Origin of the sequence: Azospirillum sp. A23 (assembly GCF_042938965.1) — a bacterium.
GTDB classification, from domain to species: domain Bacteria; phylum Pseudomonadota; class Alphaproteobacteria; order Azospirillales; family Azospirillaceae; genus Azospirillum; species Azospirillum melinis.
The window spans coordinates 11,857-35,000 of the sequence record NZ_CP170668.1 but is presented as its reverse complement, the minus strand read 5'-3'; the positions used below and the strand labels follow the sequence as shown (position 1 = coordinate 35,000).

General features: G+C 68.2%; 21 protein-coding genes and 2 rRNA genes (1 of these 23 running past the window's edge). 8 read left to right on the top strand and 15 right to left on the bottom strand.

Features of this window, described 5'->3' with window-relative positions; translation table 11 throughout:
• Window positions 1–1,829, top strand: a 23S ribosomal RNA gene (locus ABNQ40_RS30760) (it extends 916 nt beyond the left edge of the window).
• 147 nt (window positions 1,830–1,976) lie between these two features.
• Window positions 1,977–2,092: ribosomal RNA gene (gene rrf, locus ABNQ40_RS30755) — 5S ribosomal RNA — on the top strand.
• A gap of 101 nt (window positions 2,093–2,193) precedes the next feature.
• Here rrf and ABNQ40_RS30750 read toward each other — a convergent pair.
• Entirely contained in the window at window positions 2,194–3,411 is a 1,218-nt protein-coding gene (locus ABNQ40_RS30750; protein WP_391349233.1) for a glycerophosphodiester phosphodiesterase family protein, read from the bottom strand.
• Between the two features lie 176 nt (window positions 3,412–3,587).
• Between ABNQ40_RS30750 and ABNQ40_RS30745 the strand changes: the two genes are divergently transcribed.
• Window positions 3,588–4,175, top strand: a complete 588-nt coding sequence (locus ABNQ40_RS30745; RefSeq protein ID WP_247879888.1) for a hypothetical protein — start codon at window positions 3,588–3,590, stop codon at window positions 4,173–4,175.
• A gap of 23 nt (window positions 4,176–4,198) precedes the next feature.
• On the opposite strand, the gene ABNQ40_RS30740 is transcribed toward ABNQ40_RS30745, so the two are convergent.
• The 9 genes from ABNQ40_RS30740 to ABNQ40_RS30700 form a co-directional block, all read right to left on the bottom strand.
• On the bottom strand, window positions 4,199–4,717 hold the full coding sequence (locus tag ABNQ40_RS30740) for a flagellar protein FlgN (RefSeq protein WP_391349231.1): 519 nt from the start codon (window positions 4,715–4,717) through the stop codon (window positions 4,199–4,201).
• Window positions 4,714–5,040: a rod-binding protein gene (locus tag ABNQ40_RS30735; protein ID WP_109050691.1), complete on the bottom strand. Its 327-nt coding sequence runs from the start codon at window positions 5,038–5,040 to the stop codon at window positions 4,714–4,716. Before ABNQ40_RS30735 ends, ABNQ40_RS30740 begins: the two co-directional genes overlap by 4 nt.
• A gap of 43 nt (window positions 5,041–5,083) precedes the next feature.
• Window positions 5,084–6,253 carry a flagellar basal body P-ring protein FlgI gene (locus ABNQ40_RS30730; RefSeq protein WP_174475231.1) on the bottom strand — a complete coding sequence of 390 codons (1,170 nt, stop codon included), beginning with the start codon at window positions 6,251–6,253 and terminating at the stop codon, window positions 5,084–5,086.
• A 10-nt stretch (window positions 6,254–6,263) separates the two neighbouring features.
• Window positions 6,264–7,367 (bottom strand): flagellin, encoded by a 1,104-nt coding sequence (locus tag ABNQ40_RS30725; RefSeq protein ID WP_391349230.1) that lies wholly within the window; start codon window positions 7,365–7,367, stop codon window positions 6,264–6,266.
• Window positions 7,368–7,371: 4 nt separating this feature from the next.
• A complete protein-coding gene (flgK, locus tag ABNQ40_RS30720; RefSeq protein ID WP_109050688.1) occupies window positions 7,372–8,769 on the bottom strand; it encodes a flagellar hook-associated protein FlgK in 1,398 nt (465 codons plus the stop codon).
• Window positions 8,770–8,794: 25 nt separating this feature from the next.
• Entirely contained in the window at window positions 8,795–10,039 is a 1,245-nt protein-coding gene (locus tag ABNQ40_RS30715) for a flagellar hook protein FlgE (protein ID WP_109050687.1), read from the bottom strand.
• Window positions 10,040–10,249: 210 nt separating this feature from the next.
• Entirely contained in the window at window positions 10,250–11,272 is a 1,023-nt protein-coding gene (locus tag ABNQ40_RS30710) for a flagellar motor protein MotB (RefSeq protein WP_391349229.1), read from the bottom strand.
• A 6-nt stretch (window positions 11,273–11,278) separates the two neighbouring features.
• Window positions 11,279–12,166 (bottom strand): flagellar motor stator protein MotA, encoded by an 888-nt coding sequence (gene motA / locus ABNQ40_RS30705; RefSeq protein ID WP_109050685.1) that lies wholly within the window; start codon window positions 12,164–12,166, stop codon window positions 11,279–11,281.
• Window positions 12,167–12,269: 103 nt separating this feature from the next.
• Entirely contained in the window at window positions 12,270–14,660 is a 2,391-nt protein-coding gene (locus ABNQ40_RS30700; RefSeq protein ID WP_391349228.1) for a hypothetical protein, read from the bottom strand.
• A gap of 144 nt (window positions 14,661–14,804) precedes the next feature.
• Between ABNQ40_RS30700 and flgF the strand changes: the two genes are divergently transcribed.
• The 5 genes from flgF to ABNQ40_RS30675 are packed head-to-tail and all read left to right on the top strand — an operon-like array spanning window position 14,805 to window position 18,322.
• Window positions 14,805–15,536 carry a flagellar basal-body rod protein FlgF gene (flgF, locus tag ABNQ40_RS30695; RefSeq protein WP_109050683.1) on the top strand — a complete coding sequence of 244 codons (732 nt, stop codon included), beginning with the start codon at window positions 14,805–14,807 and terminating at the stop codon, window positions 15,534–15,536.
• Between the two features lie 24 nt (window positions 15,537–15,560).
• Window positions 15,561–16,346: a flagellar basal-body rod protein FlgG gene (gene flgG / locus ABNQ40_RS30690; protein WP_109050682.1), complete on the top strand. Its 786-nt coding sequence runs from the start codon at window positions 15,561–15,563 to the stop codon at window positions 16,344–16,346.
• A 53-nt stretch (window positions 16,347–16,399) separates the two neighbouring features.
• On the top strand, window positions 16,400–17,053 hold the full coding sequence (flgA, locus tag ABNQ40_RS30685) for a flagellar basal body P-ring formation chaperone FlgA (protein ID WP_391349227.1): 654 nt from the start codon (window positions 16,400–16,402) through the stop codon (window positions 17,051–17,053).
• 26 nt (window positions 17,054–17,079) lie between these two features.
• Window positions 17,080–17,811 (top strand): flagellar basal body L-ring protein FlgH, encoded by a 732-nt coding sequence (gene flgH, locus ABNQ40_RS30680; RefSeq protein ID WP_109050681.1) that lies wholly within the window; start codon window positions 17,080–17,082, stop codon window positions 17,809–17,811.
• 46 nt (window positions 17,812–17,857) lie between these two features.
• Window positions 17,858–18,322 carry a hypothetical protein gene (locus ABNQ40_RS30675; protein ID WP_391349224.1) on the top strand — a complete coding sequence of 155 codons (465 nt, stop codon included), beginning with the start codon at window positions 17,858–17,860 and terminating at the stop codon, window positions 18,320–18,322.
• Window positions 18,323–18,517: 195 nt separating this feature from the next.
• Here ABNQ40_RS30675 and ABNQ40_RS30670 read toward each other — a convergent pair whose 3' ends face one another.
• The 5 genes from ABNQ40_RS30670 to fliM are packed head-to-tail and all read right to left on the bottom strand — an operon-like array spanning window position 18,518 to window position 23,135.
• Window positions 18,518–19,180, bottom strand: coding sequence for a flagellar hook assembly protein FlgD (locus ABNQ40_RS30670; RefSeq protein WP_109050679.1), 663 nt, complete (start codon window positions 19,178–19,180; stop codon window positions 18,518–18,520).
• Between the two features lie 20 nt (window positions 19,181–19,200).
• Window positions 19,201–20,595: a flagellar hook-length control protein FliK gene (locus ABNQ40_RS30665; RefSeq protein ID WP_109050678.1), complete on the bottom strand. Its 1,395-nt coding sequence runs from the start codon at window positions 20,593–20,595 to the stop codon at window positions 19,201–19,203.
• Between the two features lie 5 nt (window positions 20,596–20,600).
• Window positions 20,601–21,344: a MotE family protein gene (locus ABNQ40_RS30660; RefSeq protein WP_109050677.1), complete on the bottom strand. Its 744-nt coding sequence runs from the start codon at window positions 21,342–21,344 to the stop codon at window positions 20,601–20,603.
• Window positions 21,341–21,982, bottom strand: coding sequence for a DUF6468 domain-containing protein (locus ABNQ40_RS30655; protein WP_109050676.1), 642 nt, complete (start codon window positions 21,980–21,982; stop codon window positions 21,341–21,343). The genes ABNQ40_RS30660 and ABNQ40_RS30655 overlap by 4 nt, the downstream gene beginning before the upstream one ends.
• A complete protein-coding gene (gene fliM, locus ABNQ40_RS30650) occupies window positions 21,963–23,135 on the bottom strand; it encodes a flagellar motor switch protein FliM (RefSeq protein WP_247879886.1) in 1,173 nt (390 codons plus the stop codon). The genes ABNQ40_RS30655 and fliM overlap by 20 nt, the downstream gene beginning before the upstream one ends.
• Window positions 23,136–23,144 lie beyond the last annotated feature (9 nt).

Below are 23,144 nucleotides of genomic sequence, written 5' to 3'. Positions count from 1 at the left end.
TCCGGCAGACAGACGGTGGGTGCTAAGGTCCATCGTCGAGAGGGAAACAGCCCAGACCGCCAGCTAAGGTCCCCAAATCACGGCTAAGTGGGAAAGGATGTGGGAAGGCCATGACAACCAGGAGGTTGGCTTAGAAGCAGCCATCCTTTAAAGAAAGCGTAATAGCTCACTGGTCTAGTTAAGCCGGCCTGCGCCGAAAATGTATCGGGGCTCAAGCCGTGTACCGAAGCTGCGGATGCGATCTTTGATCGCGTGGTAGCGGAGCGTTCCGTAAGCCTGCGAAGGGTGTCCGTGAGGCCGCCTGGAGGTATCGGAAGTGAGAATGCTGACATGAGTAGCGACAAACAGTGTGAGAAACACTGTCGCCGAAAGTCCAAGGGTTCCTGCGCAAGGTTAATCCACGCAGGGTGAGCCGGCCCCTAAGGCGAGGCCGAAAGGCGTAGTCGATGGGAACCACGTTAATATTCGTGGGCCTGGCGGAGGTGACGGATTGGAAAGCGTGTACGATCTTATCGGATTGATCGTGCTGTGGACCGGTTCCAGGAAATAGCCCCGCCATACAGACCGTACCCCAAACCGACACAGGTGGACTGGTAGAGTATACCCAGGCGCTTGAGAGAATGGTGTTGAAGGAACTCGGCAAATTGCCCTCGTAACTTCGGAAGAAGAGGGCCCCGTTGTGGCGCAAGCCATGGCGGGGGGCACAGACCAGGGGGTAGCGACTGTTTACTAAAAACACAGGGCTCTGCGAAGCCACACAAGGCGACGTATAGGGTCTGACGCCTGCCCGGTGCCGGAAGGTTAAGAGGAGGAGTGCAAGCTCTGAATTGAAGCCCCGGTAAACGGCGGCCGTAACTATAACGGTCCTAAGGTAGCGAAATTCCTTGTCGGGTAAGTTCCGACCTGCACGAATGGCGTAACGACTTCCCCGCTGTCTCCAACACCAACTCAGCGAAATTGAACTCTCCGTGAAGATGCGGAGTTCCCGCGGTCAGACGGAAAGACCCCGTGCACCTTTACTACAGCTTTGCAGTGGTGCTAGGGACTTCATGTGTAGGATAGGTGGGAGGCTTGGAAACATGGGCGCCAGCTCGTGTGGAGCCAACCTTGAAATACCACCCTTGAAGTCTCTGGCATCTAACCGTGGCCCGTTATCCGGGTCCGGGACCCTGCATGGCGGGTAGTTTGACTGGGGCGGTCGCCTCCCAAAGTGTAACGGAGGCGCGCGATGGTGGGCTCAGAGCGGTCGGAAATCGCTCGACGAGTGCAATGGCATAAGCCCGCCTGACTGCAAGACTGACAAGTCGAGCAGAGACGAAAGTCGGCCATAGTGATCCGGTGGCTCCACGTGGACGGGCCATCGCTCAACGGATAAAAGGTACGCCGGGGATAACAGGCTGATGACTCCCAAGAGTCCATATCGACGGAGTCGTTTGGCACCTCGATGTCGGCTCATCACATCCTGGGGCTGGAGCAGGTCCCAAGGGTTCGGCTGTTCGCCGATTAAAGTGGTACGTGAGCTGGGTTTAGAACGTCGTGAGACAGTTCGGTCCCTATCTGCCGTGGGTGTCGGAGTTTTGCGAGGATTTGTCCCTAGTACGAGAGGACCGGGATGGACATACCTCTGGTGCACCGGTTGTCACGCCAGTGGCATGGCCGGGTAGCTAAGTATGGACGGGATAACCGCTGAAAGCATCTAAGCGGGAAACCCACCTCTAAACCAGAGCTCCCTTGAGAGCCGTGACAGACCATCACGTCGATAGGAGGCATGTGGACGGGCAGCAATGCCTGAAGCTAAGCCTTACTAATCGCTCGATCGGCTTGATCTCGACACCACACTAACCGCGCCATGCGCAGCAGCAAGCCTGTTCCAAGCAGTGCTTGACCAGCGCATCGCCGTTCGATACATCCTCAAATCACTTGCACGAACAAGCATACGCGCTTTCGGTAACAGCGTCGGTCTTGTGCCTCGGTGACCTGGTGGTCATGGCGAGGTGTCAAACACCCGATCCCATCCCGAACTCGGCCGTGAAAAGCCTCCGCGCCAATGGTACTGCGTCTTAAGACGTGGGAGAGTAGGTCGCCGCCAGGTCGCTCAGGCACAAGAGACGCTCAATACGCAAAACGCACATGCTTGCATCTTCACACACATCGGAAACGCCCCGCCTCCAATGAGACGGGGCGTTTCGCTGTTCACTTCAGGTTCATGCAGTTCGCGTAATAGGTGACGGTTGCCGGCCAGTCGGAGAAGATGCCTTCGACGCCGACCTGCTGGGCCAGCACATCGACCAACTCATAGACCATGCCGTCGTTGTTCACGATCTCGTTGATCGACTTGTAGTAATATCCACCGCCCTTCTGCAGCGGGCCCGAGCGCTCCAGCGACCAGGTGATGATCTTCAGCCCGGCGGCCTTGGCCTCCTTGGCATAGGCCGACGGGGCGATCCTGCCATTCTCCACGGTCACCAGCAGCGGCAGCGACGGGGCGATGTAGTTGACGCCCATCTCCTTCAGCTCCTTCATCGAGGGCTTGAAGGTGGCCGGATCCATGTGGTTGAAAGTCTTGTCGGTTTCGTCCCGCTCGTCCAGCAGGATGGCCTGTTTGGCGAAGGCCGGCTCGGCCTTGATCCAGTACAGAATGTCGGACAGGTTGAAGGACTGGGGGAAGACATCCTCCGGCGGAATGCCGGCAGCCTTGTATTCGTCGATCATCGCCTGGGCGTAATTCTCCTGGGTCCAGCCCTGATAGGGCATGTCGACCGCGGGTGCCTTCAGTTCAGGCGTGAATTTCAGACCCTGCGCCTTGACCAGTCGGATGTACTCGGCATGGGTCATCAGCGTGCCGCCGGCCGCGGCATACAGGTCGGTGCGCCAGGCGGGCGTGCCCTTCATATAAGCATCGACGCTGGCCGCCTTGGTGTTGGCGGCATCCATCTTGCCGATCAGGCTCTTGAACTCGGACAGGGTGATGTCGCTGGTCCGGCATTCGGCCGAGGCCGGCTTGTCTCCCTCGGCCGGGGTAAAAGGCCTGGTGCATTTCCTGGCGAGGTCGGTCGCCAGGATGTTGGTGGTGGTGTGCAGGTCGTTCTGGGCATGGCGGCATACGAGCTGCTTGTCGGCGGTGAAGGCCACGTCGCATTCCTGGATGCCGACACCCATCCGTGCCGCCGCGCGGTAGGACTGAAGGGTGTGTTCCGGGAACTGCATCGGCGCGCCGCGGTGGGCGATGGAGAAGAGCTTCTTCTCCAGGGGCTTGTCGGCACAGGCCTCCAGCTTCGCCTTCAGCTCCGGATTGCGGATCTGGTCGATCAGGAAATAGGGGCGGGGGCCGACCTCCACCGCCGCCGCCGAAGCGGCACCGGCGGGCAGCGCCATGGCAATGAGGAAGACCGGTGCGAACAGCTTGCGCATGGGGGTGTGTCCTTACGGTGTCCGGAGCCTCACATGTGCTTGATCACCCGATATGATCTTATGCCGTTTCGATGAAGAAGCGATGACGTGGGGATATTTGGGCTTTCCGGGCACCAAGCCAGCTGTTCCTGGCGCCGCTTCACCGGCTATTAACATGTTTTTGCTGAATTCGACGGATGCGGTCCATCCCATGCGGTGATGACCTTGACGGTGGCGTGGTGATGGCGATGGGCGATTCGGACGATCTCTTCGACATGTATCGCAAGGACCACGCCGCGGCGGCGCTGACCGGTCCGGCCCTGGCGGCGGCGCTTGCCGACACGGTGAAGCGCAGCTTCGCCCAGATCGAGGAGCTTTGCGCCGATGTGACGCGGGCGCTCGCCCAGGCGCGTTACACCACGAAGCTGGCGCAGACGGTGACCGACCGGTCGAGCTATGTGCGGCTCGACCGCCAGTCCGAGACCTTCCGCGACTATCTGCGGAATTGGAGCCAGCAGCGGGCCGACAAGGGCGCCGGCGGCATGCATTGGGAAGCGCAGATCCTCGTCACCGACCATCGGCGGACGACGAAGGAGATCGGGCTGGGCGTCGCCTTCGAATGGCCGGGTGCGGGGGAGGAGGGCAGCCTCGCCTTCGTCGAATTCTGGCCGACCGGCGCCGGGGTGTCGCTGCCGTCCGATGCCCGCGGCTTCCAGCGCGCACTGGTCGCCAGCATCATCAAGCTGGAACAGGCCGGCGAGTTGTCCAGCGTGAAGGGCCGCTAAAGTCGATCAGACTCTAACAGGCATCACAGCGTGGCGTTCAGACCGGAGGCCGACAGTTCCACCGGCCGGCGCGCCTGTCCATCGCGGGCATAGGTGCCGTCGCTCGACGCCCTCTCCAGCGCCGTCAGCAGGTTGCGGTTGATGGTCAGCACCGCCTTGCGCAGGGCTACGAGGCCGGAGGCGTTGACCGACACCGCCCGCTCCAGCCGGTCGATGCGCTCCAGCGTCATCGCGCGGAGATCGTCGGGCAGGCGGATGCCTTCGTCGCGGGCGCGCAGGACGGCGCCTTCCAGCTGTTCGGCCATCGCCGCCTTGCGGTGGGCGAAGACCTCCAGCCGGTCGAGCATGCCGGCGGCGATGCAGGCGGATTCCTCCTCCAGCACGGCGGACAGCGCTTCCACCGCGTCGAGGAAGTCGCGCACCAGCAGGGCGGTGGCGCCGTCATAACCGGGATCGGGAGCGGCCGGTCCTTCGGCCTCGGCCTGTTCGGGCCGGCGGTCGGGGGCGAATTCGTGGATCAGGTCCTTGAGGGTGACGCTCATGAGCGCTGCTCCGCTTGCGATGCGTAGAGGCGGGCGATCTCGTCGTGCGTCATCCTGCCGATGCCGAGCGTGCCGGATTCGGCGATGGCCTTGCCGTATTCCTGCAACATCATGCTGCGCCAGGGCTTCTCCGCCGGGCCGCCGCCGCCGAACAGCGGGCTTTCGCGCATGCCCGCGAACATGCTTTCCATCAGCTGGCCGACCAGCATCGCCTCGAATTCCTTCGCGACCTTGTCGGCCGCTTCCGGGTTGGGGAGGGCCGGCGTCGCGGTTGCCGGCGTGGGCGTCGCAGGGCTGCGGAGGGTCGTTGCGGCGATGTCCATCGTCGTCTCTCCATCCTGGTCTGTTCATCCCGGTATTGGGGGGTCAGATGATTTCCAGATCGGCGTGCAGGGCGCCGGCGGCCTTGATGGCCTGGAGGATAGCCACCATGTCGCGCGGCCCCACCCCCAGCGCGTTCAGCCCGTTGACCAGCTGTTGCAGGCTGACATTGCCGCCGACGGTCACGAACTGGCGGCCGTTGCCCTCCTGCACCTGCACGTCGGTGCGCGGCACCACCACGGTGGACCCGTTGCTGAAAGGCTGCGGCTGCGACACCTGCGGCGTTTCCACCACGCGGACGGTCAGGTTGCCTTGCGTGATGGCGACGCGGCTGACCCTGACATCGTCGCCGATGACGATGGTGCCGCTGCGCTCGTCCACCACCACGCGGGCGATGGCGTCGGGCCGGACCGCCAGCTGTTCGATCTCGCCGATCAGGCGGGAGACGTTGCCGACATAAGAGCCGGTGATCCGCACATCGACGGTGGTCAGGTCGACCACCCGGGCGTTGCCGGCACCGAGCCGGCCGTTCACCGCGTCGGCGATGCGGATCGCCGTGGTGAAATCGGGGTTGCGCAGGGCCATCCGTACCGCGCCGACATCGTTCAGCGCGAATTTCAGCTCGCGCTCCACCGTGGCGCCGTTGGCGATGCGGGCGGTGGTCGGCACGCCCTTGGTCACCGTCGCCGCCGCTCCGCCGGCGGTGAAGCCGCTGACCGACAGCGGCCCCTGGGCCACGGCATAGGCTTCGCCGTCGGCCCCCAGCAGCGGCGTCACCACCAGCGTGCCGCCCAGCAAGCTGGTGGCGTCGCCGAGCGCCGAGACCGTCACGTCCACAGTGGTGCCCTGGCGCGGGAAGGGCGGCAGGCTGGCCGTCACCATCACCGCCGCGGCGTTGCGGGTGCGCAGGGTCTCGCCGCGGGTGTTGATGCCCAGCCGCTCCATCATCCCCTTCAGGCTCTGTTCGGTGAAGGGGGTGTTGATCAGCCGGTCGCCGGTGCCGTTCAGCCCGACGACAAGGCCGTAGCCGACAAGCTGGTTGCGGCGCACCCCGTCGAAGGTGACCAGATCCTTCACCCGGGTCTGCGCCGCCGCCGGACCGGGGGCTGCCGACAGCATGCCGAGCGCCAGCAGCAGCCCGCCGGCCAGCACCAAGGCGCGGCGCAAGGCGGGCCGGAGCCGGTACGATAGGGGGACCTGGATGCCGGGGCTCATTGCGATAGGCCTAGAGATAGTTGGTCAGATGCAGCTTGGCGATGCGCGCGGTGGCGCTGGAGGTGGCGTCGATCTGCGCCTCCAGCTGGCTGATCCGCGTGCTGGCCTCGTAGGGATCAACGCCTTCCAGATTGTCGATCTGCAGGCTGAGGATCGACTTCTGCGTCTTGTGCTGCTCGGCCAGCGTGGCGACCTGGGCGCGCTGGATGCCGAGCTGGGCCGTCGCCTCCCGCAGCTTGCCCAGCCCGCCGGACAGCTTGTCGACCGCGGTCCTGATGTAGTCGGGATAAGCGTCGACATCCATCTGCGAGGTATCGACCGCCGCCAGCATGTAGATGCCTTCCAGCATCTGCCGCATCATCGGGTCGTTGGCCTGCACGCCATAGGCGATGCCGGTGGACTCCGCCGGCTGGCCGCTGACGCGCGGCGAGGCGGTGCCGCCGGGCTGGAGCGCCGTGGTGCCGGTGTAGAGGCCGCCTTCGAAGCTGTCGGTCAGCGGGGCGGGGGCCGGGGTCGCCGGGTCGCGCACCGCGAACAGATCGTCGAGCCGGGCGACGACCGCCGCGGTCTCCGCCGCCGTGGTCGGCATGGCGGTGCCGCCGGTGGCCGACTGGATGGCGTCCCGGACGATCTGCATCGGCGAGCGCAGGCCCGACTTGTCGCCGTCGACATTGCGCATCGGCGGCTGGTCCAGCGCGGTGCCGGCGAAGAGATAACTGTTGCCGGACGCGGCGTTCAGCAGCCCGACCACCTGATCCAGCACGCCGCGCGCGCGGATTTGCAGAGACGTCCCGGTCGGCGACTGCTGTCCCAGCCCGGTGGAGGCGGCGGCCAGCAGGTCGGTGCCCGACGCGAGGATGCTGGTCATCGCGCTGTCCATCGTCTTCATCCGGCCGTCGAGCAGGTCGGTGGTCTTCACATACTCTTCGGTGCGGTCGAACAGGTTGCGCAGCGCGATGTCGCGGCCGGTGCCGGCGCCGATGGTCGCGGCGACGTCGGCATGGACGCCGGTCGACACCTCCTCGTTGGCGCGGGTCAGCTCCATCTGCTGCCGGGTCATGGTGCTTTGCAGCGACCGGCTCATCCCCAGCGTGGACAGGGCATTGTACAGCATCGGCTTACCCCTTGATCTGCAACAGGATGTCGATCATGCGGCCGGCGACCTGCACCACCTGGGCGCTGGCGCCATAGCTCTGCTCGATCAGCAGCAGCTTCTGCATCTCGTCGTCGATGTTGACGCCGTCGCGGTTGATGCGGGCGGTCTCCAGCGTGTCGGCGCTGATCTTGCGCGCGTTCATCTCCGACTCCGCGCCGGTGCGGTAGCCCTGCTGGGCCGACACCATGGCGGTGGCGTAGCCGCCGAGCGTCGCGTTGGCGGGCATGTCGGTGGCGGCGAAGCTGCGGGTGCCGGTGAAGACGGCCTGGAATTTCTCGATCTGTGTCTGGTCGCCCGGCTGGAGCGGGGCCGCCGCCTGCACGCCGCTCTGCACCCGCCAGCTTTCCGTCCGCACCGCGCCGTTGACGGCGATGCGCGAGGCCAGCCCGGCGGTGGCGCCATAGGCGGCGCCTGCATCGGTGAACAGGCCGGGCTGGGTCGGGTCGGCCTCCGCCCCCTGGAAGGCCTGGACGAGGCCGGCGGCCAGCTCGTCCAGCTGCGCCATGGCGCGCGGCATGTCCTGCTTGACGGTCTGGACATAGCCCATGATGCGGCCGCTCTGGATCTCGCTGTCCGGGTTGGCCGACAGGGCGACGCCGTTCGCCATCACCTCGTCGCCCAGCAGGGTCAGCGGCTGCTCGCCCGGCGCCAGTGGGTGGTCGAGCAGGGTCTGGCCGTTGCGGGTCATCACCACGACCTGGCCGTCCTCGCGGCTGTAGGTGCGGATGCCGATCTCCTGCGAGACCTGATCGAGCAGGCGGTCGCGCTGGTCGCGCAGGTCGCCGGCATCGCCGCCGCGCGTCTCCAGGGTCGCGATCTTGCCGTTCAGGTCGCTGATGCGCTGGAGCGAGGTGTTCACCACATCGACAGAGGTCTGGAGCCGGCCCCTGGCATCGTCCTGCACCGTCTGCGCCGCCTCGGCGGCACGGTTGAGCCCGCCGGCCAGAGCCGTCGCCTGCGACACCACGGCGTTCCGCGCCGCGTCGTCGTTGGGCATGTCGTGCAGGCGGGAGAAGGCCTGTTGCAGCTTCGACAGCTGGGTCGAGACCGACTTCTCGTCCTGCGGCTGGCCCAGCACCAGCGCATAGTCGGCCAGCGCCGAGGCGCGCGCCTCCTGCCCGCTGTAACGGCTGGTCTCGAACCGCGCATCGCGGATCAGCAGCTCGTCCACCTTGCGGGCGACGGCGTCGACCCGCACCCCGGCACCTCGGCCCGCGGTGGTGACCGCCGACAGATCGAGGTCGCGGCGCACATAGCCGGCGGTGGTGGCGTTGGCGAGGTTGTGGGACACCATCGCCGCCTGCTGCTGCGTCGTGCGCAGGCCGGACAGGGCGGACGTGAGGGCGAGTTGGACGCTCATGGCCGGAACTCCGTCGAGGCTGGGCTCAGCGCTTCAGGCGCGTGGTTTCTTCGACCATCTCGTCGGCGGTGCGCACCAGGGTGGCGCTGGACGAGTAGGCGCGCTGCGTCTCGATCAGCGACACCAGTTCGGTCGCGATGTCGACGTTCGACTGCTCCAGCGCGCTGCCGACGACGCTGCCGGCGCCGCCCTGCTTGCCCGCACCCAGCGTCAGGGTTCCGGTGTCCGCCCCCAGCGTGTAGGTGTTGCCGTCCTGGGCGACCAGACCGTCGGGGTTGGTGACCGTGGCGATCGGGATCTGGTACAGCCCCTGACGGGCGCCGTTGTCGTACATCACCCACAGCTTGCCGCTGTCGTCGATGTTGACCGAGGTGACCTGACCGACCTTGGCGCCGTCGCCGGTGACGGTCGGCACGTAATCGCCGTTCAGCTGGGTGACGTTGCCGAGCGACATGGTGAAGCTGTCGGCGGTCGGCGTGGCCGGCGAGGTGACGGTGAGGCCCGGCATCGGGTCGAGCGGCAGGCCGGCGCCGTCCACCGGCTTGCCGGCATAGGGGCCGGTGGCGGCGAAGGTCAGCGTCACCGGCGCGCCGGTCACGGTATAGCCGGCCGGGCCGGCGGCGGTCAGCGTCCACTGGTTGGGGCCGGCGGCCTTGGTCCAGGTCATCGACAGGTCGAGCGGATTGCCCAGCCCGTCATAGAAGGTCGGGCTGCTGGTGAAGCTGTCGCCGGTGGCGGCCTGGGCCGGCAGGTTGCCGGAGAAATCCATCTGCGTCGTTTTGCTGCCGCCATAGACGAGATTGCCGACATTCACCGACTGGAGGTCGTCGAAGCGTGAACTGCTGACGTTCGGCATGGTGCCGTCCGGGTTCAGCTTCCAGGCTTCCAGATACTGGCCGGCATTGTTGCGCAGGAAGCCGGTCTCGTCGGGCAGGAAGCTGCCGGCGCGGGTCAGCGAATATTGCGGCGTGCCCGAGGCCTTGTTGCCGACGACGAAGAAGCCGTTGCCGCTGATCGCCATGTCGGTGGATGAGCTGGTCCCGAGGATCGTGCCGTCCTGCTGCATCTGATAATGCGTGGCGGACTGCACGCCGCTGGCGGTGTAGGTGCTGCGGCTGCCGGGCGAGGTGACCAGGGTGGAGAAATCCACAGTCGCCCGCTTGTAGCCGACCGTCTGCGAATTGCTGATGTTGTCCGAAATGGCGGCAAGGCGCGAGCTTTGCGCGGACATGCCGCTGACACCGGACCGCATGGCGCTGTAAAGGCTCATCCTTGGAATCCTCTGGTCAACCGTCGAACGGGCCGTCGCAGTGACGACGAACGGAAGGGAAGTTGTGCGTTCCGGGATTCTCCGCGGATGACTGGCGGTGTTAACGGTAGCGAAGGGGTTTTAAAGGGGCTTTAAAGGAAAAAGCGGGCGGTTTTGTTAAAATGTGTAAGGCTTTTTCTTTTGATTTTTTTCCGTCTTGATTGCTCCCGCCTATTGCCCCGCCGGCCGCCGCAGCAATGTGATGCTGATCCGCCGGTTGCTTGGATCGAGCGGATCGCTGGCGCCGAAATGGTCCAGATCGGCACGCCCCTCCACCCGGACGATGCGCCCGCCCGGAATGCCGCTGGCCAGCAGCTCGCGGCGGGCGGCGTTGGCGCGGTCGCTCGACAGTTCCCAATTGCCGTACTTCGCATCCGGCGCATAGCCCAGCGCATCCGTGTGGCCGGTGATGCCGATGGGGTTTGGCACCGACGCCAGCGCCGCGGCCACCATCCGCATCAGCCGCCGGCCCTGGTCGTTCATCTGGGCCGAGCCGACCTTGAACATCGAGAAGCGGGCCTGATCGGTCAGCTGGACGCGCAGCCCCTCCGGAACCTGCTGGATCACCAGACTGCCTTGCAGGGCGCTGAGGTCCGGCGACGCGGCGATGCGCTGGCGGAGATCCCGTTCCAGCGACTCCAGCGCCACCTTTTCCGTCAGTTCGGAGGACTGGCGGTCGAGCAGCGCCTCCAGCTCCGCACGGGTGGCCTGGACCGTGGGGGCCGGTGCTTCGGTGGCGGATAGCACCGGTGCGCTCTCCGTCGCGGGGCGCAGCAGATCCACCGGCGGAACAGTGCCGCCCGGCGGGTGGGGCATCGGATCCCTGCGGCCGGCCGGCTGGCGGTCGCTGTCGCCGACCGACGCGACGACGGGCGGGGAGGCGACCGGGCTCGCCTGATCGCCGGCGGCGTTCGGGGTGGTCAGCGATCCGGTCTTGTCGACCGAACGGCCGGCCAGCATGCCGTCGGCGCCGGAATTGCTCTGCGACACCGCGACCGGATTGAAATAGTCGGCGATGCCCTTGCGCTGTTCGGTGGTGGTGATGTTCATCAGCCACATCACCAGGAAGAAGGTCATCATCGCCGTGACGAAGTCGGCGTAGGCCAGCTTCCAGGTTCCGTTGTGCTCCTCTTCCTCGTGGCCGCCGAGGTGGCGCTTGACGATGATCGGGGGCAGGGCGGTCTTGCGCGGCATGGCCGGTCACGCCGCCTGACGGCCGTCGCGGGCCTTGGCCTGCGACGACAGCGCGGTGGCGACCTCCACCTCGGCAAGGCTGGGCTGGATGTCGGTGTACAGCACCTTGCGGGCATATTCGGCGCAGACCTGCGGCGGGCTGCCGCGCAGATAGGCGCACAGCGCCGCCTTGATGCAGAAATACATGTTCAGTTCCGATTCGCGGCGCTGGCGGGCGGCGCTGGCGATGGGGCCGACCATGCCGTAGGACAGCAGCACGCCGAGGAAGGTGCCGGTCAGCGCGCCGCCGATCATCCGGCCCAGCACCTCCGGCGCCTCGCTGATGGCGCCCATGGCGTTGATGACGCCCAGCACCGCGGCGACGATGCCCAGCGCCGGCAGCGCGTCTGCCAGATTCTGCAACGCCTTCGGCACCTGGTTCAGTTCGCGGCCCAGCGTGTCCAGCTCTTCCGCCATCAGCGATTCCAGGTCGTGCGGGTTGTCCTGGCCCAGCGCGATCAGGCGCAGGTAATCGCATAGGAAGGTGATGCAACGGTCATAGCGCAGGACGTTGGGGTACTGGGTGAACAGCGGGCTGTCGGCCGGCTTGTCGATGTCGGTTTCGATCTGCGACATGCCCTTGGACTTGGCGACGCGCAACAGCCCGTAGACCAGCGCGATCATGTCGAGATAGTCGTTCTTGGGGGTGGTCCGCCCGCGGGCGATGGTGCCGACCGCACGCAGCGTGTCGCGCAGCACCGCCGGGCTGTTGGCGATGGCGAAGCCGCCGATGCCGGCGCCGATGATGATGACGATCTCCACCGGCTGCCACAGCACCGCCATCCGCCCGCCCATCGCGTAGAACCCGCCGAGCACGCTGGCAAACACCGCGATCAACCCGAACATCAAGCGCATGTCTTCTTCTCCGGATGTGCAAGAGCCATCGCGATTGGGGGCAACGGTCCGCCGACGCTACAGCCCGCCGTTTAAAGCGGCTTTACGGATCGGGGCCCAAAGGTCAGGGGGACTTCCGCCACCCGCGCGCCAGCCGGTCGAGCGCGGTCGCCGCGGCAAGGTCGCGCTCCACCGACTCCGCGCGCAGCGGCCCGTCGGCGGGCGGCGGGGCGAGCGCATCGAGCAGCCCGGCCCAGCGGGTGCCGGCCAGACGCGCGCGCTGTGCCTCGCCGAAACCGCGCGAGGCATCGGCGTCGCCGGCCAGATAGGCCGACAATCCCTGCAAGGCCAGATCGTCGGCCGTCGGTTCCGCCCCGGTGGCGGCCAGTTCGGCGAAGGCGCTGCGCGCCGCCCGCCATTCGCCGGCCGCGAACAGCCCCTCGGCCCGCAGCCGCGCCGCCTCCGCCCCGCCCAGGCCGCGCAGCGCGTCGAGCGCCCGCACGGTGTCGCCGTCGCCGAGCAGCGCGTCGGCGCGCAGCAGAGCGCGGCGTTCGGCCAGGGCCGGCTCCAACGCCGAGCCGCCGGTGCGGGCCAGCACATCCAGCGCCTCCCCCTCGCGCCCGCCGTCGATCAGGGAGCGGGCCAGGGTGGCGCCAAGCTCCGCCCGGCGCGGTCCGGTCGCACCTTCCGTCAGCGCATGCAGGATGCGGGTCGCCTCCAGCCCATACCCGTCGCGCAGCAGCAGCGTGGCGAGACGAAGCCGCAGACTGCCGCTCTGGCCGTCAACCAGCGTCACCAGCCGTCCATGGCGTGCCTGCAAGGCCAGCGCATAGAGCCCGCCCGGCGGCGACTGTTCCAGCCGGTCGAGCACCGCGGCCAGCAGGGTCCGACCGGCCGCCAGCGCGTCGCGCCCGCGCGCGGTGGCGCCGAAGCGCCGTCCCAGCAGGCCGAAGATGTCGAGCGCCGCGTCGGTCCTGCCGCTGCGGGCATAGGCGCCGCCCAGTGCCGCCAGCGCATCCGTCTCCACATCGTCGCCGCGCCAGGCGAAGCGCAGGACCTCCAGCGCCTTGATGGCGCCGTCCTCGTCCAGCCGCCCCAGTCCGCGGCGCAGTTCGATGGCGCGCACCTCGGCCCGGCGGGCGAAGGGACCGCGGCGCAAGGCCGCCGCGGCGTCATAGCGTTCGAGAGCCGCGTCGAGTGCCGTGCCGGGCGTCGCCTTCAGCTCCGCCAGCCGGCCGCGGAAATAATCGAGCCGCCCGTCGGCCATGCCCTTCGAATCGACGGTGATCATCTCCAGCACGATCAGGTTCAGCGCCGCACTGTCCCCGGCCTCGTCCGCCGCGGCGGCGAGCGTGGTCAGCAGCCGGCTGCGCAGGTCGGCCGGGTAGTCGAGCAGCCGGCGGAGCGCGATGGGCAGCCCCTCCTTCGCCGCCGCCCAGCGGGTCGGCGCCAGGGCGACGCCGCGCCAGACATGGTGGTCGGGCATGGCGCCGGCCGGCAGCTGGACGAACAGGTTGTCGTCGGGCGCGTCCTCGCGGTCGAGCGCGCGGAAGGCGTCGCCCAGGATGCGCAAGGCATAGCGCTGGTCGGGCGCCGGCGACAGGCTGGCCGCCGTCTCCAACGCCGCGCGCCCCTCCTCGTCCATGGCGCGGGCGAGCAGGAAGCGGACCAGCGCGATCTGCGCCTCGACCCGCGCCCGGCCTTGCGCCGTGTCGAGCGCCCTTTGCAGAGCCTCGCGCGTGCGGTTGAAATCGTCCCCGGCCCAGCCGGCGAGATCCATCGCCCCGATGGGCGGCGGGGCCGGGGGCTTGGGCGGTTCGGCGGTTTGCGGGACGGGTTTCGTTGGGCGTTCCGGCATGCGCTCCAGTTGCCGCAGGGTCTGTTGGATGCTGTCGCGGACTTCGCCTTCCAGGCTGGCGACGACTGGGAGGGGTGGGTTCTCCCTCTCCCCGGGGGGGAGAGGGGATTGCTCCTGGGGTGCGAGAGTGACAGGCGCCGCGTTGGCGGTGCCGATAGGGTTCAGCGCTTCAACGACCTTGGCGACACCGATGGCGCCAGCCTCCGGCGGCGCAACCGCGACCACCGCATCCGGCGTCCCTTCCACCGCGCCGTCCCCCGGTGCTCCCGGCTTCACCCCCGGAACCGGCGGCCCACCGACATCGACGATCAGGTTCCGCCGCTCCATGAAGCTCGCCACCCGTGCCCCGCAGGGCACCGTCGCGGTCAGGCTGCGCCCGCCATCGGCCGTGACGAAGTCCGACAGCCGGCGGGAGAAGCTGTCGCGCAAACTCGCCAGCGGCCAGCGCAGCGGATCGGCCACGGCGATGCGCAGGACGCAGCCGTCGACGACCGCCACCGGCTCCACCCCCTTCGGCACCGACAGCACCAGCCGCGAATAGTCGCCATGGTCGCCCAGCTGCGCCCGGACGGCGGCCTGTGCCGGCCCCGGCGCCGCCAGCAGGGCGAGAACCAGCGTCGAACCAAGCGTCAATGCGGTATCCGGGCGCCGTTTCATCACAGTCGTCTCGCATTTTATCGAAATGATCGCCAAACCCGAACCAGGACAGGCAAGGCATCGGCCGAACCGGCTCAGGTTGAAACCCGGCTTTAAACTGCCTCGTCCAGATTAAGGCGGAGTTCAAAACCGGAGTGTTCGGCGATGGAGAACCAGCTTTACATCGGACTGTCGCGCCAGATGGCGCTGCGGCGGCAGCTGGACGTCGTCGCCAACAACGTCGCCAACATGAATACCGTCGGTTTCCGTGGCGAACGCACGCTGTTCGAAGCGGCGATGGAGGCCGGCGGGCGCAAGCCGACCGACCGCATCGCCTTCACCATCGACCGCTCCACCTACACCGACCTGCGGGCCGGCGCCTTCACCGAGACCGGCAATCCCTATGACGTGGCGCTGGACGGCGACGGCTTCCTGTCGGTGCAGACGCCGGACGGCGTGCGCTACACCCGCGACGGCCGGCTGCGCCGCGATGCCGACGGCACGCTGGTCGGCCCCAACGGGTACGCCGTGCTCGACGACGGCCGCCGGCCCATCGTCATCCCGTCCGATGCGTCCAGGATCACCATCGGCTCCGACGGGCTGCTGTCTGCCGACGGCGCCGTGGTCTCCCGCATCGCCGTCTCGCGCTTCGACAACCCGCAGGCGCTGAAGCAGACCGGCGACCTGCTGTTCGAACCGGCCGACGGCATGGAGGCGCGCCCCGCCCCCGACACCCGGCTGGTGGAGGGCAAGGTCGAGCGGTCCAACGTGCAGGGCATCGTCGAGATCGGCCGCATGATGGACCTGACCCGCGACTATCAGGCGGTGACCAAGATGGTGGACGACGGCCAGGACCTGCTGCGCTCCGCCATCAACCGCCTCGGCAAATCTTCTTAAAGTCCCCACAGGGAGAGTCCGTCCATGCGCGTGCTCAGCATCGCGTCCACCGGGATGATGGCCCAGCAGATGAACGTCGAGGTCATCTCGAACAACATCGCCAACATCAACACCACCGCCTTCAAGCGCTCGCGCGCCGAATTCCAGGACCTGATGTATCAGGCGGAAAAGCGCCAGGGCAGCCAGTCGACCGACAGCGGCACCATCGTGCCGACCGGCGTCGAGGTGGGGCTGGGCGTGCGGCCGACCTCGGTCAACCGCATCAACACCACCGGCAACCTGACCTCCACCGGCAACGAGCTGGATCTGGCGATCGAGGGGCGCGGCTATTTCAACGTGACCCAGCCCGGCGGCGAGACCGTCTACACCCGCGCCGGCAGCTTCAAGCTGTCGCCGGAGGGCACCATCGTCACCGCCGACGGCTTCACCGTCGCCCCCGGCATCACCGTGCCGCAGGGCACGCGCGAGGTGGTGATCAACCGCTCCGGCGAGGTGCTGGCCTATGTCGACGGCAAGGCCCAGCCGGTCAACCAGGGCCAGCTGGCGATGACGGTGTTCGTCAACGACAGCGGGCTGGAGGCGCTGGGCGACAATCTGTTCCGCGCCACCCCGGCGTCGGGCGAACCGCAGGAGGGGCTGGCAGGCCAAGCCGGCTTCGGCACCATCCGCCAGAAATACCTGGAATCCTCCAACGTCAACGTCGTGCAGGAGATCACCGAGCTGATCTCCGCCCAGCGCGCCTACGAGATGAACGCCAAGGTGATCGAGGCCGGCGACCAGATGGCCTCCACCATGACCAACATGCGGTGACGATTGTGCAGCCCCCCCTCCGCCGGCGGCTCTCCGTTCTCCTGCTGGGGAGCATGCTGGCGCTTCCCCTTCCGGCTGCTGCCGGTCCTGTCGAGGCGCGGCTGGCCGAGGAGCTTCTGGCCTCCCTTGGCCCCTCGGTTCCGCCGGACGCCCAGGTGGCGCTGACACTCGGCCGCCCCTTCGACGGGCCGGTGGATGCCGTGCGCGACATCGGGCTCGACCCCCGCACCGGCATCTTCCAGGCCCGCATCCTCAGCAACGGCCACCCGGTCGAGCTGAGCGGCCGGGCCGACGTGGAGGTGACGATGCCGGTGCCGGTCCGCCGCATCCGGCCGGGCGAAGTGATCGAGGCGTCGGACCTGACCACCGTCCGCCTGTCGCTGGACCGTGCCGGGGCCGGCTTCATCGCCACCGCCGACGCGCTGGTCGGCCAGTCGCCGCGCCGGCAGCTCTCCGCCGGGCGGCTGGTCCAGGTCGGTTCGGTCGGCGCCCCCATCGTCGTCCAGCGCAACCGGCCGGTGACGCTGGTCTACGAGGATGGCGCGCTGCTGCTGGCCGCCCGCGGGCGGGCGTTGCAGGAGGGCGGCGTCGGCGACAGCGTCCGCGTCATGAACATCGCCAGCAGCACCGTCGTCACCGGCACGGTCACCGGGGCCGAGACCGTCTCGGTCAGCGGCCCGCGGGTTCCGCAAGCTGCAAGGCCCTGAGATATCCGATGAAGGGAGCTTCCGTCATGCGCACCGCGCTCGTCCCCATCCTGCTGCTGTCGCTTGGCGCCGGCGGCTGCGCGCGGCTGGCCGACATCGGCAGCGCTCCTTCCCTGTCGGAGATCTCCAACCCGGCGATGCAGCCGGAAGCCCGCGTCATCTCGCTGCCGATGCCGCAGCCATCGATGGCCGAGCAGATCCCGAGTTCGCTGTGGCGCACCGGGTCGCGCGACTTCTTCCGCGATCCCCGCGCCAAGGCGGTCGGCGACCTGCTGACCGTCGTCATCGACATCTCCGACCAGGCGCAGCTGCGCAACAGCACCCAGCGCGGGCGCACCAACAACGAGAAGGCCGGGCTGCCCAACTTCTTCGGGCTGGAGAGCCGCCTTCCCGCCATCCTGCCCGACGCGGTCGATCCGTCCAGTCTGGTCGATCTCGACAGCTCCAGCACATCGAGCGGCAACGGCACCATCCAGCGCAACGAGCGCATCGCCATGCGCGTCGCCGCCGTGGTGACCCAGGTGCTGCCCAACGGCAACTTCGTCATCGCCGGCCGGCAGGAGGTGCGGGTGAACTACGAACTGCGCGAGATGCGCATCGCCGGCGTGATCCGTCCCGAGGACATCAGCAACGCCAACACCATCGAATACGACAAGATCGCCGAGGCGCGGATCACCTATGGCGGCCGCGGCCAGATCACCGACGTGCAGCAGCCGCGCTACGGCCAGCAGGTGCTGGACGTGATTCTGCCTTTCTGATGCCTTTGGCCCTTCTGACGATCCGGCCTGTTCGGGAGCCCGCGCCATGAAAGCCGTCCTGCTGTTCGCCGTGGCCGCCGTGCTCGCCTTCGCCGGCGGCTATGGCTTCGGCCGGTTCGAGGCCCCGCAGGGCGCCGGCCCCACCCCCGCCGCTCCCGCCGAAACCGTCGCCGGCGGCCCCTATTACGTGGAGGCCGGCCAGCTGGTGGTGCCGATGCTGGACCGCGGGCGGACCATCGCCTTCATCCTGACCCAGGTGACGCTGGAAGCCGGCAGCGCCGATGACGCCTTGCTGGTCCGCCGCCGGCTGCCGCACGCCCGCAGCGCGATGCTGGAGGCCCTGTTCGACCTCGCCGGCCATGGCCGTTTCAACGGCCCGGCGGTCGACCCTCAGGGTGTTGCCACCGCGCTGCTGGCCGGCGCCAACGGCTCCTTCGTCCGGGAAAGCGGTCAGCCCGTTCGTGCGGTGCTGATCGACCGCCTGCTGCGCCAGGACAACACGCGGCTGTAAGAGTGCCCCTTCTACTCCTGGCGGGATTCCCTCTCCCCCCTGGGGAGAGGGTTAGGGTGAGGGGGTCGCAAAGCGATGATCTTCAAGTAAAAGCCGCCACACACTCCCCAAATCCACCCCATGCATCCCCCTCACCCCGACCCTCTCCCCGGGGGGGAGAGGGGGGAATCCCCGATGGGAAGAGGGCCTGTTCCGTCACGACGCCGACAGCACCGCGCTCGAATCCACCGTGGCGCCGTTCTTCAGCACGAACTTGCTGGCGCCGTCGACGCTGCGCACCTCGGCGACCGTGTCGCTGACGACGGTGGCGCTGTTCAGCGCCTTGCCGTCCTTGTCCTTCGCCGTCACCCGCAGCGTATAGACCCCGTCGGGCGCGGTGCCGCCGCTGGCGGTCCTGCCGGTCCAGTCGAAGACCTGCCGGCCGGTCTTCAGCGAGCCGGGCGTGCTGTAGACGACGCTGCCGGCACCGTTCAGCACCTCCAGCTTCACGGAGGCCGGCGTGCCGTCGACGGTGTAGGCGGCCTCCGCCTTGCCGCCGGTCAGCGACAGCTGGTCGGACGCCACCTCCACCTTGCGGCCGAGCAGGGCCATGTCCATGCGCATGCCGCTGCTCTTCAGCGTGTCCAGCACCTTGCCCAGCGTGTCGTTGGAGCGCATCGACTGCTCCACCGTGGACAGCTGCGCCAGCTGGGTCATGAACTGGGTGGCGTCCATCGGCGCCAGCGGATCCTGGTTGCGCAGCTGCGCGGTCAGCAGCTTCAGGAAGGATTCGTAATCGACGGTGGCCTTCTTGGGCTCTTCCGTGGCGGCCGTCTTGGTGGCGGCCGTCGTTGGGCCGGTGCTTGGCGTGGTGGTCATGGCGGGACAGTCTTTCCTGTTCAGACGGTGACGTCGACCAGCCCGTCGATCGGGCGCATCGGTCGGTCGGCAACGGGTTCCGGAACGGCCTCGGCCTGCATGCGCCAGCCGCCGGAGCTGCCGTCCCGGTCGGGAGCGGCGAAGCCGCGCGACTGGCCGTCGCCCTGCAACGAGAACTGAAGGCTGGAACTGTCGAGCGACAGGCCGGCATCGCCGAGCGCGCGTTCCAGCTGCGTCAGGTCGCGCCGCAGCAGGGCCAGCGTGTCGGCCTGTTCGGCCTGGACAGTCAGCGAGACCTTGCCGTCGCTGACGTCGGCGACGACGCGGATGCGGCCCAACTCCGCCGGGGCGAGGTCGATGTGGAACTCGCCGCCGCCGGACTCCGCCACGCGGACCAGCGGGGCCGCCAGCTGCGCCATCGCCGGGCTGTGCGCGGTGGCGGCCCTGCCGGACGCGGCGGCGGCTGCATAATGCGTCGCCGCCTGGGCGGGCAGGGGCGGCACCGCCTCGAACCCTGTGGCCGCCGCCTCGCCGCCGCCGGTGGCCGGGGGAGCACCGAAGGGAAGGGCGGCATCCCGGCCGGCGGGGGCGGGAGCGGCATCGGGTGCCGGCTGGCCGTGTCGGGGGGACGCGGAGGCTGTGGCCGGCTGGCCGGCATTGCCGGCAGCGGTATTCTGACGACCGCCGCGCATGCCACGGACGGCGGTGCGGGGATCGGTGCTTTCGTCGCGCCGGCTCTCCCGCCCGTCCGGGGAGGGCGTTGCCTCCGCGGTCGTGCCCGGTGTCGCGGATGTTGCGGCCGCTAGGGTGGCCTGTACGGCCTGGAGCGGCGCCGGAGCCTCCGCCGTCCGTCCGGCGCTGCCCTGTGCCGCCGTGTCGGCCGGCGCCGTCTGTTCCGGTCCGCTCTTCGCAGCCGGTCCAGCCGGTGCGGACGGTTCCGGCGTCGGCTGCGGAATGGCTGCCGGTGCGGTCGACGATGCGGGCGCCGCGGCCTGCTCGGCAGGGTGCTTGCCGATACCGGTTGGTTGTCCGGCTTTGGTCATGGCGGTGTCCGATCCTGCTTCGGAGACTGCCGCTGTCAAAGCCGGTGGGACGGTGGGGACCCCGTCGGACGGCGGAACGACGGCCACCATCCACGGCATCAGCGGGGTGTCGGTGCCGCCAGCTTGGACGACCGCCTGCACCACCGCCTGGATGATCGCGCCCTGCGCGGCGACGGGATCGTCCGGCCGCGGGTCCTTGCGTTTGCGCAAGCGGTCGGGGCGGGCCGCGTCGTCGGCGTCCTCGTCGGCGGTCTCGTCCACCAGACTGGCGAAATCCTCGTCGCGTGCATCGTCGCCGGCCGAACCGCCGCGCTGGGCAGAAGTCGGAGCCGGGCGCGACGGGGTCGCGACGGCATCGGGCATGCTGGTCATGGCGCTCAATTGGTCAGGGTGGGGCGCGGCATGGCGGTGACGGGGACTGCGGCTCCGACGACCGCCGGAGCGGCCTTGCGGTCGCCGGGCAGGGCGCGGCGTTGCAGGATCAGCCGCGTCACCTCGCGCGCCTTGGCGTCGGCCATCTCGGCCAGGATCGGCGCGGCGCGCCGTTCGGAAATGCGGTCCAGCACATCGACGACCATGTCGGTTTCCATGTCGGTCAGGATGCGGGCGGCGTCGCGCGGCTTCATCGCTTCATAGATCGCCACCATCCGTTTCAGATCCTCCTGCGCCAGGGTGGAGCGCTGGGTCATCAGCGCCTCGACCTCGCGCTTCACCCCGTTCAGCCGCTGGATTTGCGTGCCGACCCGCGCCTCGGTCGCGGCGAGCACCGCCTCGGCCTCGCGCAGGCGGTTCTGCCGGCCGGACGTGTCGGCCTTCTGCTCGTCGATGGCGGCGCGCAGCAGCGGATCGGTGCAGTTCGGCGGCGCCAGCGCCACCGGCGGCGGGACCTCGGCGACCGGCGTGGAGACCGGCAGGGGAACCGGCGCTGGGGTGGGCGCCGCCTCCGCCGTGGCCTTGCCATCGTTCGCCTTCAGGTCGGTCGCCCAGGGCCGTTCATGGGCGCCGAACTCGCGGTCGAACTGCTGGGCGATGACCGGGAAGCCGTCGACCAGGGCGCCGAGCTTCAGCGGCAGCACCATCAGCACGGCGACCAGGGTGATGGGCAGGATGCGCGGGATCATGCCGACGCCTCCGACCCGACGGTGCGCAGCCGCGCATAGAAGGCGCTGGCCGCCGCCTTCGCCGGGCCGGACGGTGCGGGAGAGGCGGCTTCGACAGGCTGGCCGGCCACCGCGCGCAGAGCCGTTTCCAGCGCCTGGAACTCGCCCTTGTCCACCTCTGCCGCTTTCAGCGCCGACAGAAGGGGAGAGGATGGTGCCGGTTCCGCTTCCAGCGGCTTTGCGACGGTCCCGGCATCGTCTGCCGTCTCCGGCCGCGCCCGGTTGCGGGTGGCGCGCGCGACGCTCCCCATGGCTCCCTCGTCCAGTCGGCGCAGCAGGGCACGGGCATGCTGGACCGACTCCTCCATGCGGGCGGTGGTGCGCTCGCAGGAGCCCAGGATCAGCCCCATGTCCTCCTTCATGCCCTTGGCACGGTCGAGATCGTCGGACAGGCGGGCGGCGATCTCCGTCGCCGACGCCACCATGCGCTTCATCGAGGCGTCGGTGTCGTCGATCGACTTGGAGAAGGTCGACACCAGGGCGTTGATCTCGGACTGGCCGGTGCGCAGCAGCTTCAGCCGCTTGTTGACGATGACCAGATAGGCGGTCGCCGTGACCAGCATCACCGCCAGGGCCGCGTCAATGAGAAAGGAGACCATCGATCAGCTCCTGCTTGGTGTCGAGATCGGTGTCGATCTTCACCGCGATGTTGTCGTTGCGCTGTCCCATGTGGCCGGCGAACAGCGGGATGGTCTTGCTGAAGACCAGGACGGTCTGATCCGGGCTGATGCGCAGCTTCAGCGACTGGCCCTTCTGCCAGGCCAGCACCTCGCCCAGCGGCACCTTGGTCTCCGCCAGCACGGCGACCAGCTCCAGCTTGGAGCGCATCAGCTCGTTCTTCAGGTGGCTTTCCCACACCGTGTCATGGCCGAACTTCTCGCCCATGAACATCTGGACCAGCTTGCCGCGGACCGGCTCCAGCGTGGCGTAGGGGATGACGATGTCGATGTGGCCGGTGCGGCGCTCCACCTCCACGGCGATGCGCACGCGGATGATGGCGTTGGTGGCCCGCGTGATGGTGGCGAACTGCGGGTTCACCTCCAGCCGGTCGAAGACGAAATCGACCTGGGCCAGCGGGTCGAAGGACTGCCCCAGATCCTGGAGCACCACCTTCATCATCCGCTCGGTCATCTTGCGTTCGATGGAGGTGTAGGCGCGCCCGTCGATCCGACCCGGCCTGGACCGCCGCCCGCCCAGCAGCACGTCCATCATGCAGTAGATCAGCGCGCTGTCGATCGACACCAGCATCTGGTTGTCCCACGGCTCGGCGCGGGCGACGCCGATCAGGGCGGGCAGCTCGATGGCGTCCTGGAAGTCGGTGTAGCGCAGCCATTCGATCTTCGACAGCGACGCCTCGACGTTGGTCGAGGCGAACTGGCGCAGCGAGGTGTTCAGCATCCGCACCATGCGGTCGAACACCACGTCCAGCATCGGCAGCCGGTCCTTGTTGACCGTGGTCGAGCTGACCAGCCGCTGGATGGCGCTCATCTCCGGCCCGCCGCCTTCCGGGGCGCCGAAATTCAGCAGCCGGTCGATCTCCTCCTGGCTCAGCGTCTTCGTCTCGCCGGCCAGCGCTTCCCGCATCGCCTCGGCCATCGCTGCGGCCTCTTCGGCCGGGGGTGGGGCGGGGGCGGCGGTCTGCTGTGCGGCAGCCAGCTCCCACGCGGCGTCCGACCAATCCTCCTCCGTGGCCGGAACGGGCTGGGGGGCTGGCATGGATGTGGAAGGCGGGGCGGGGGTGTCGGTCGTCATCCGGTGCCT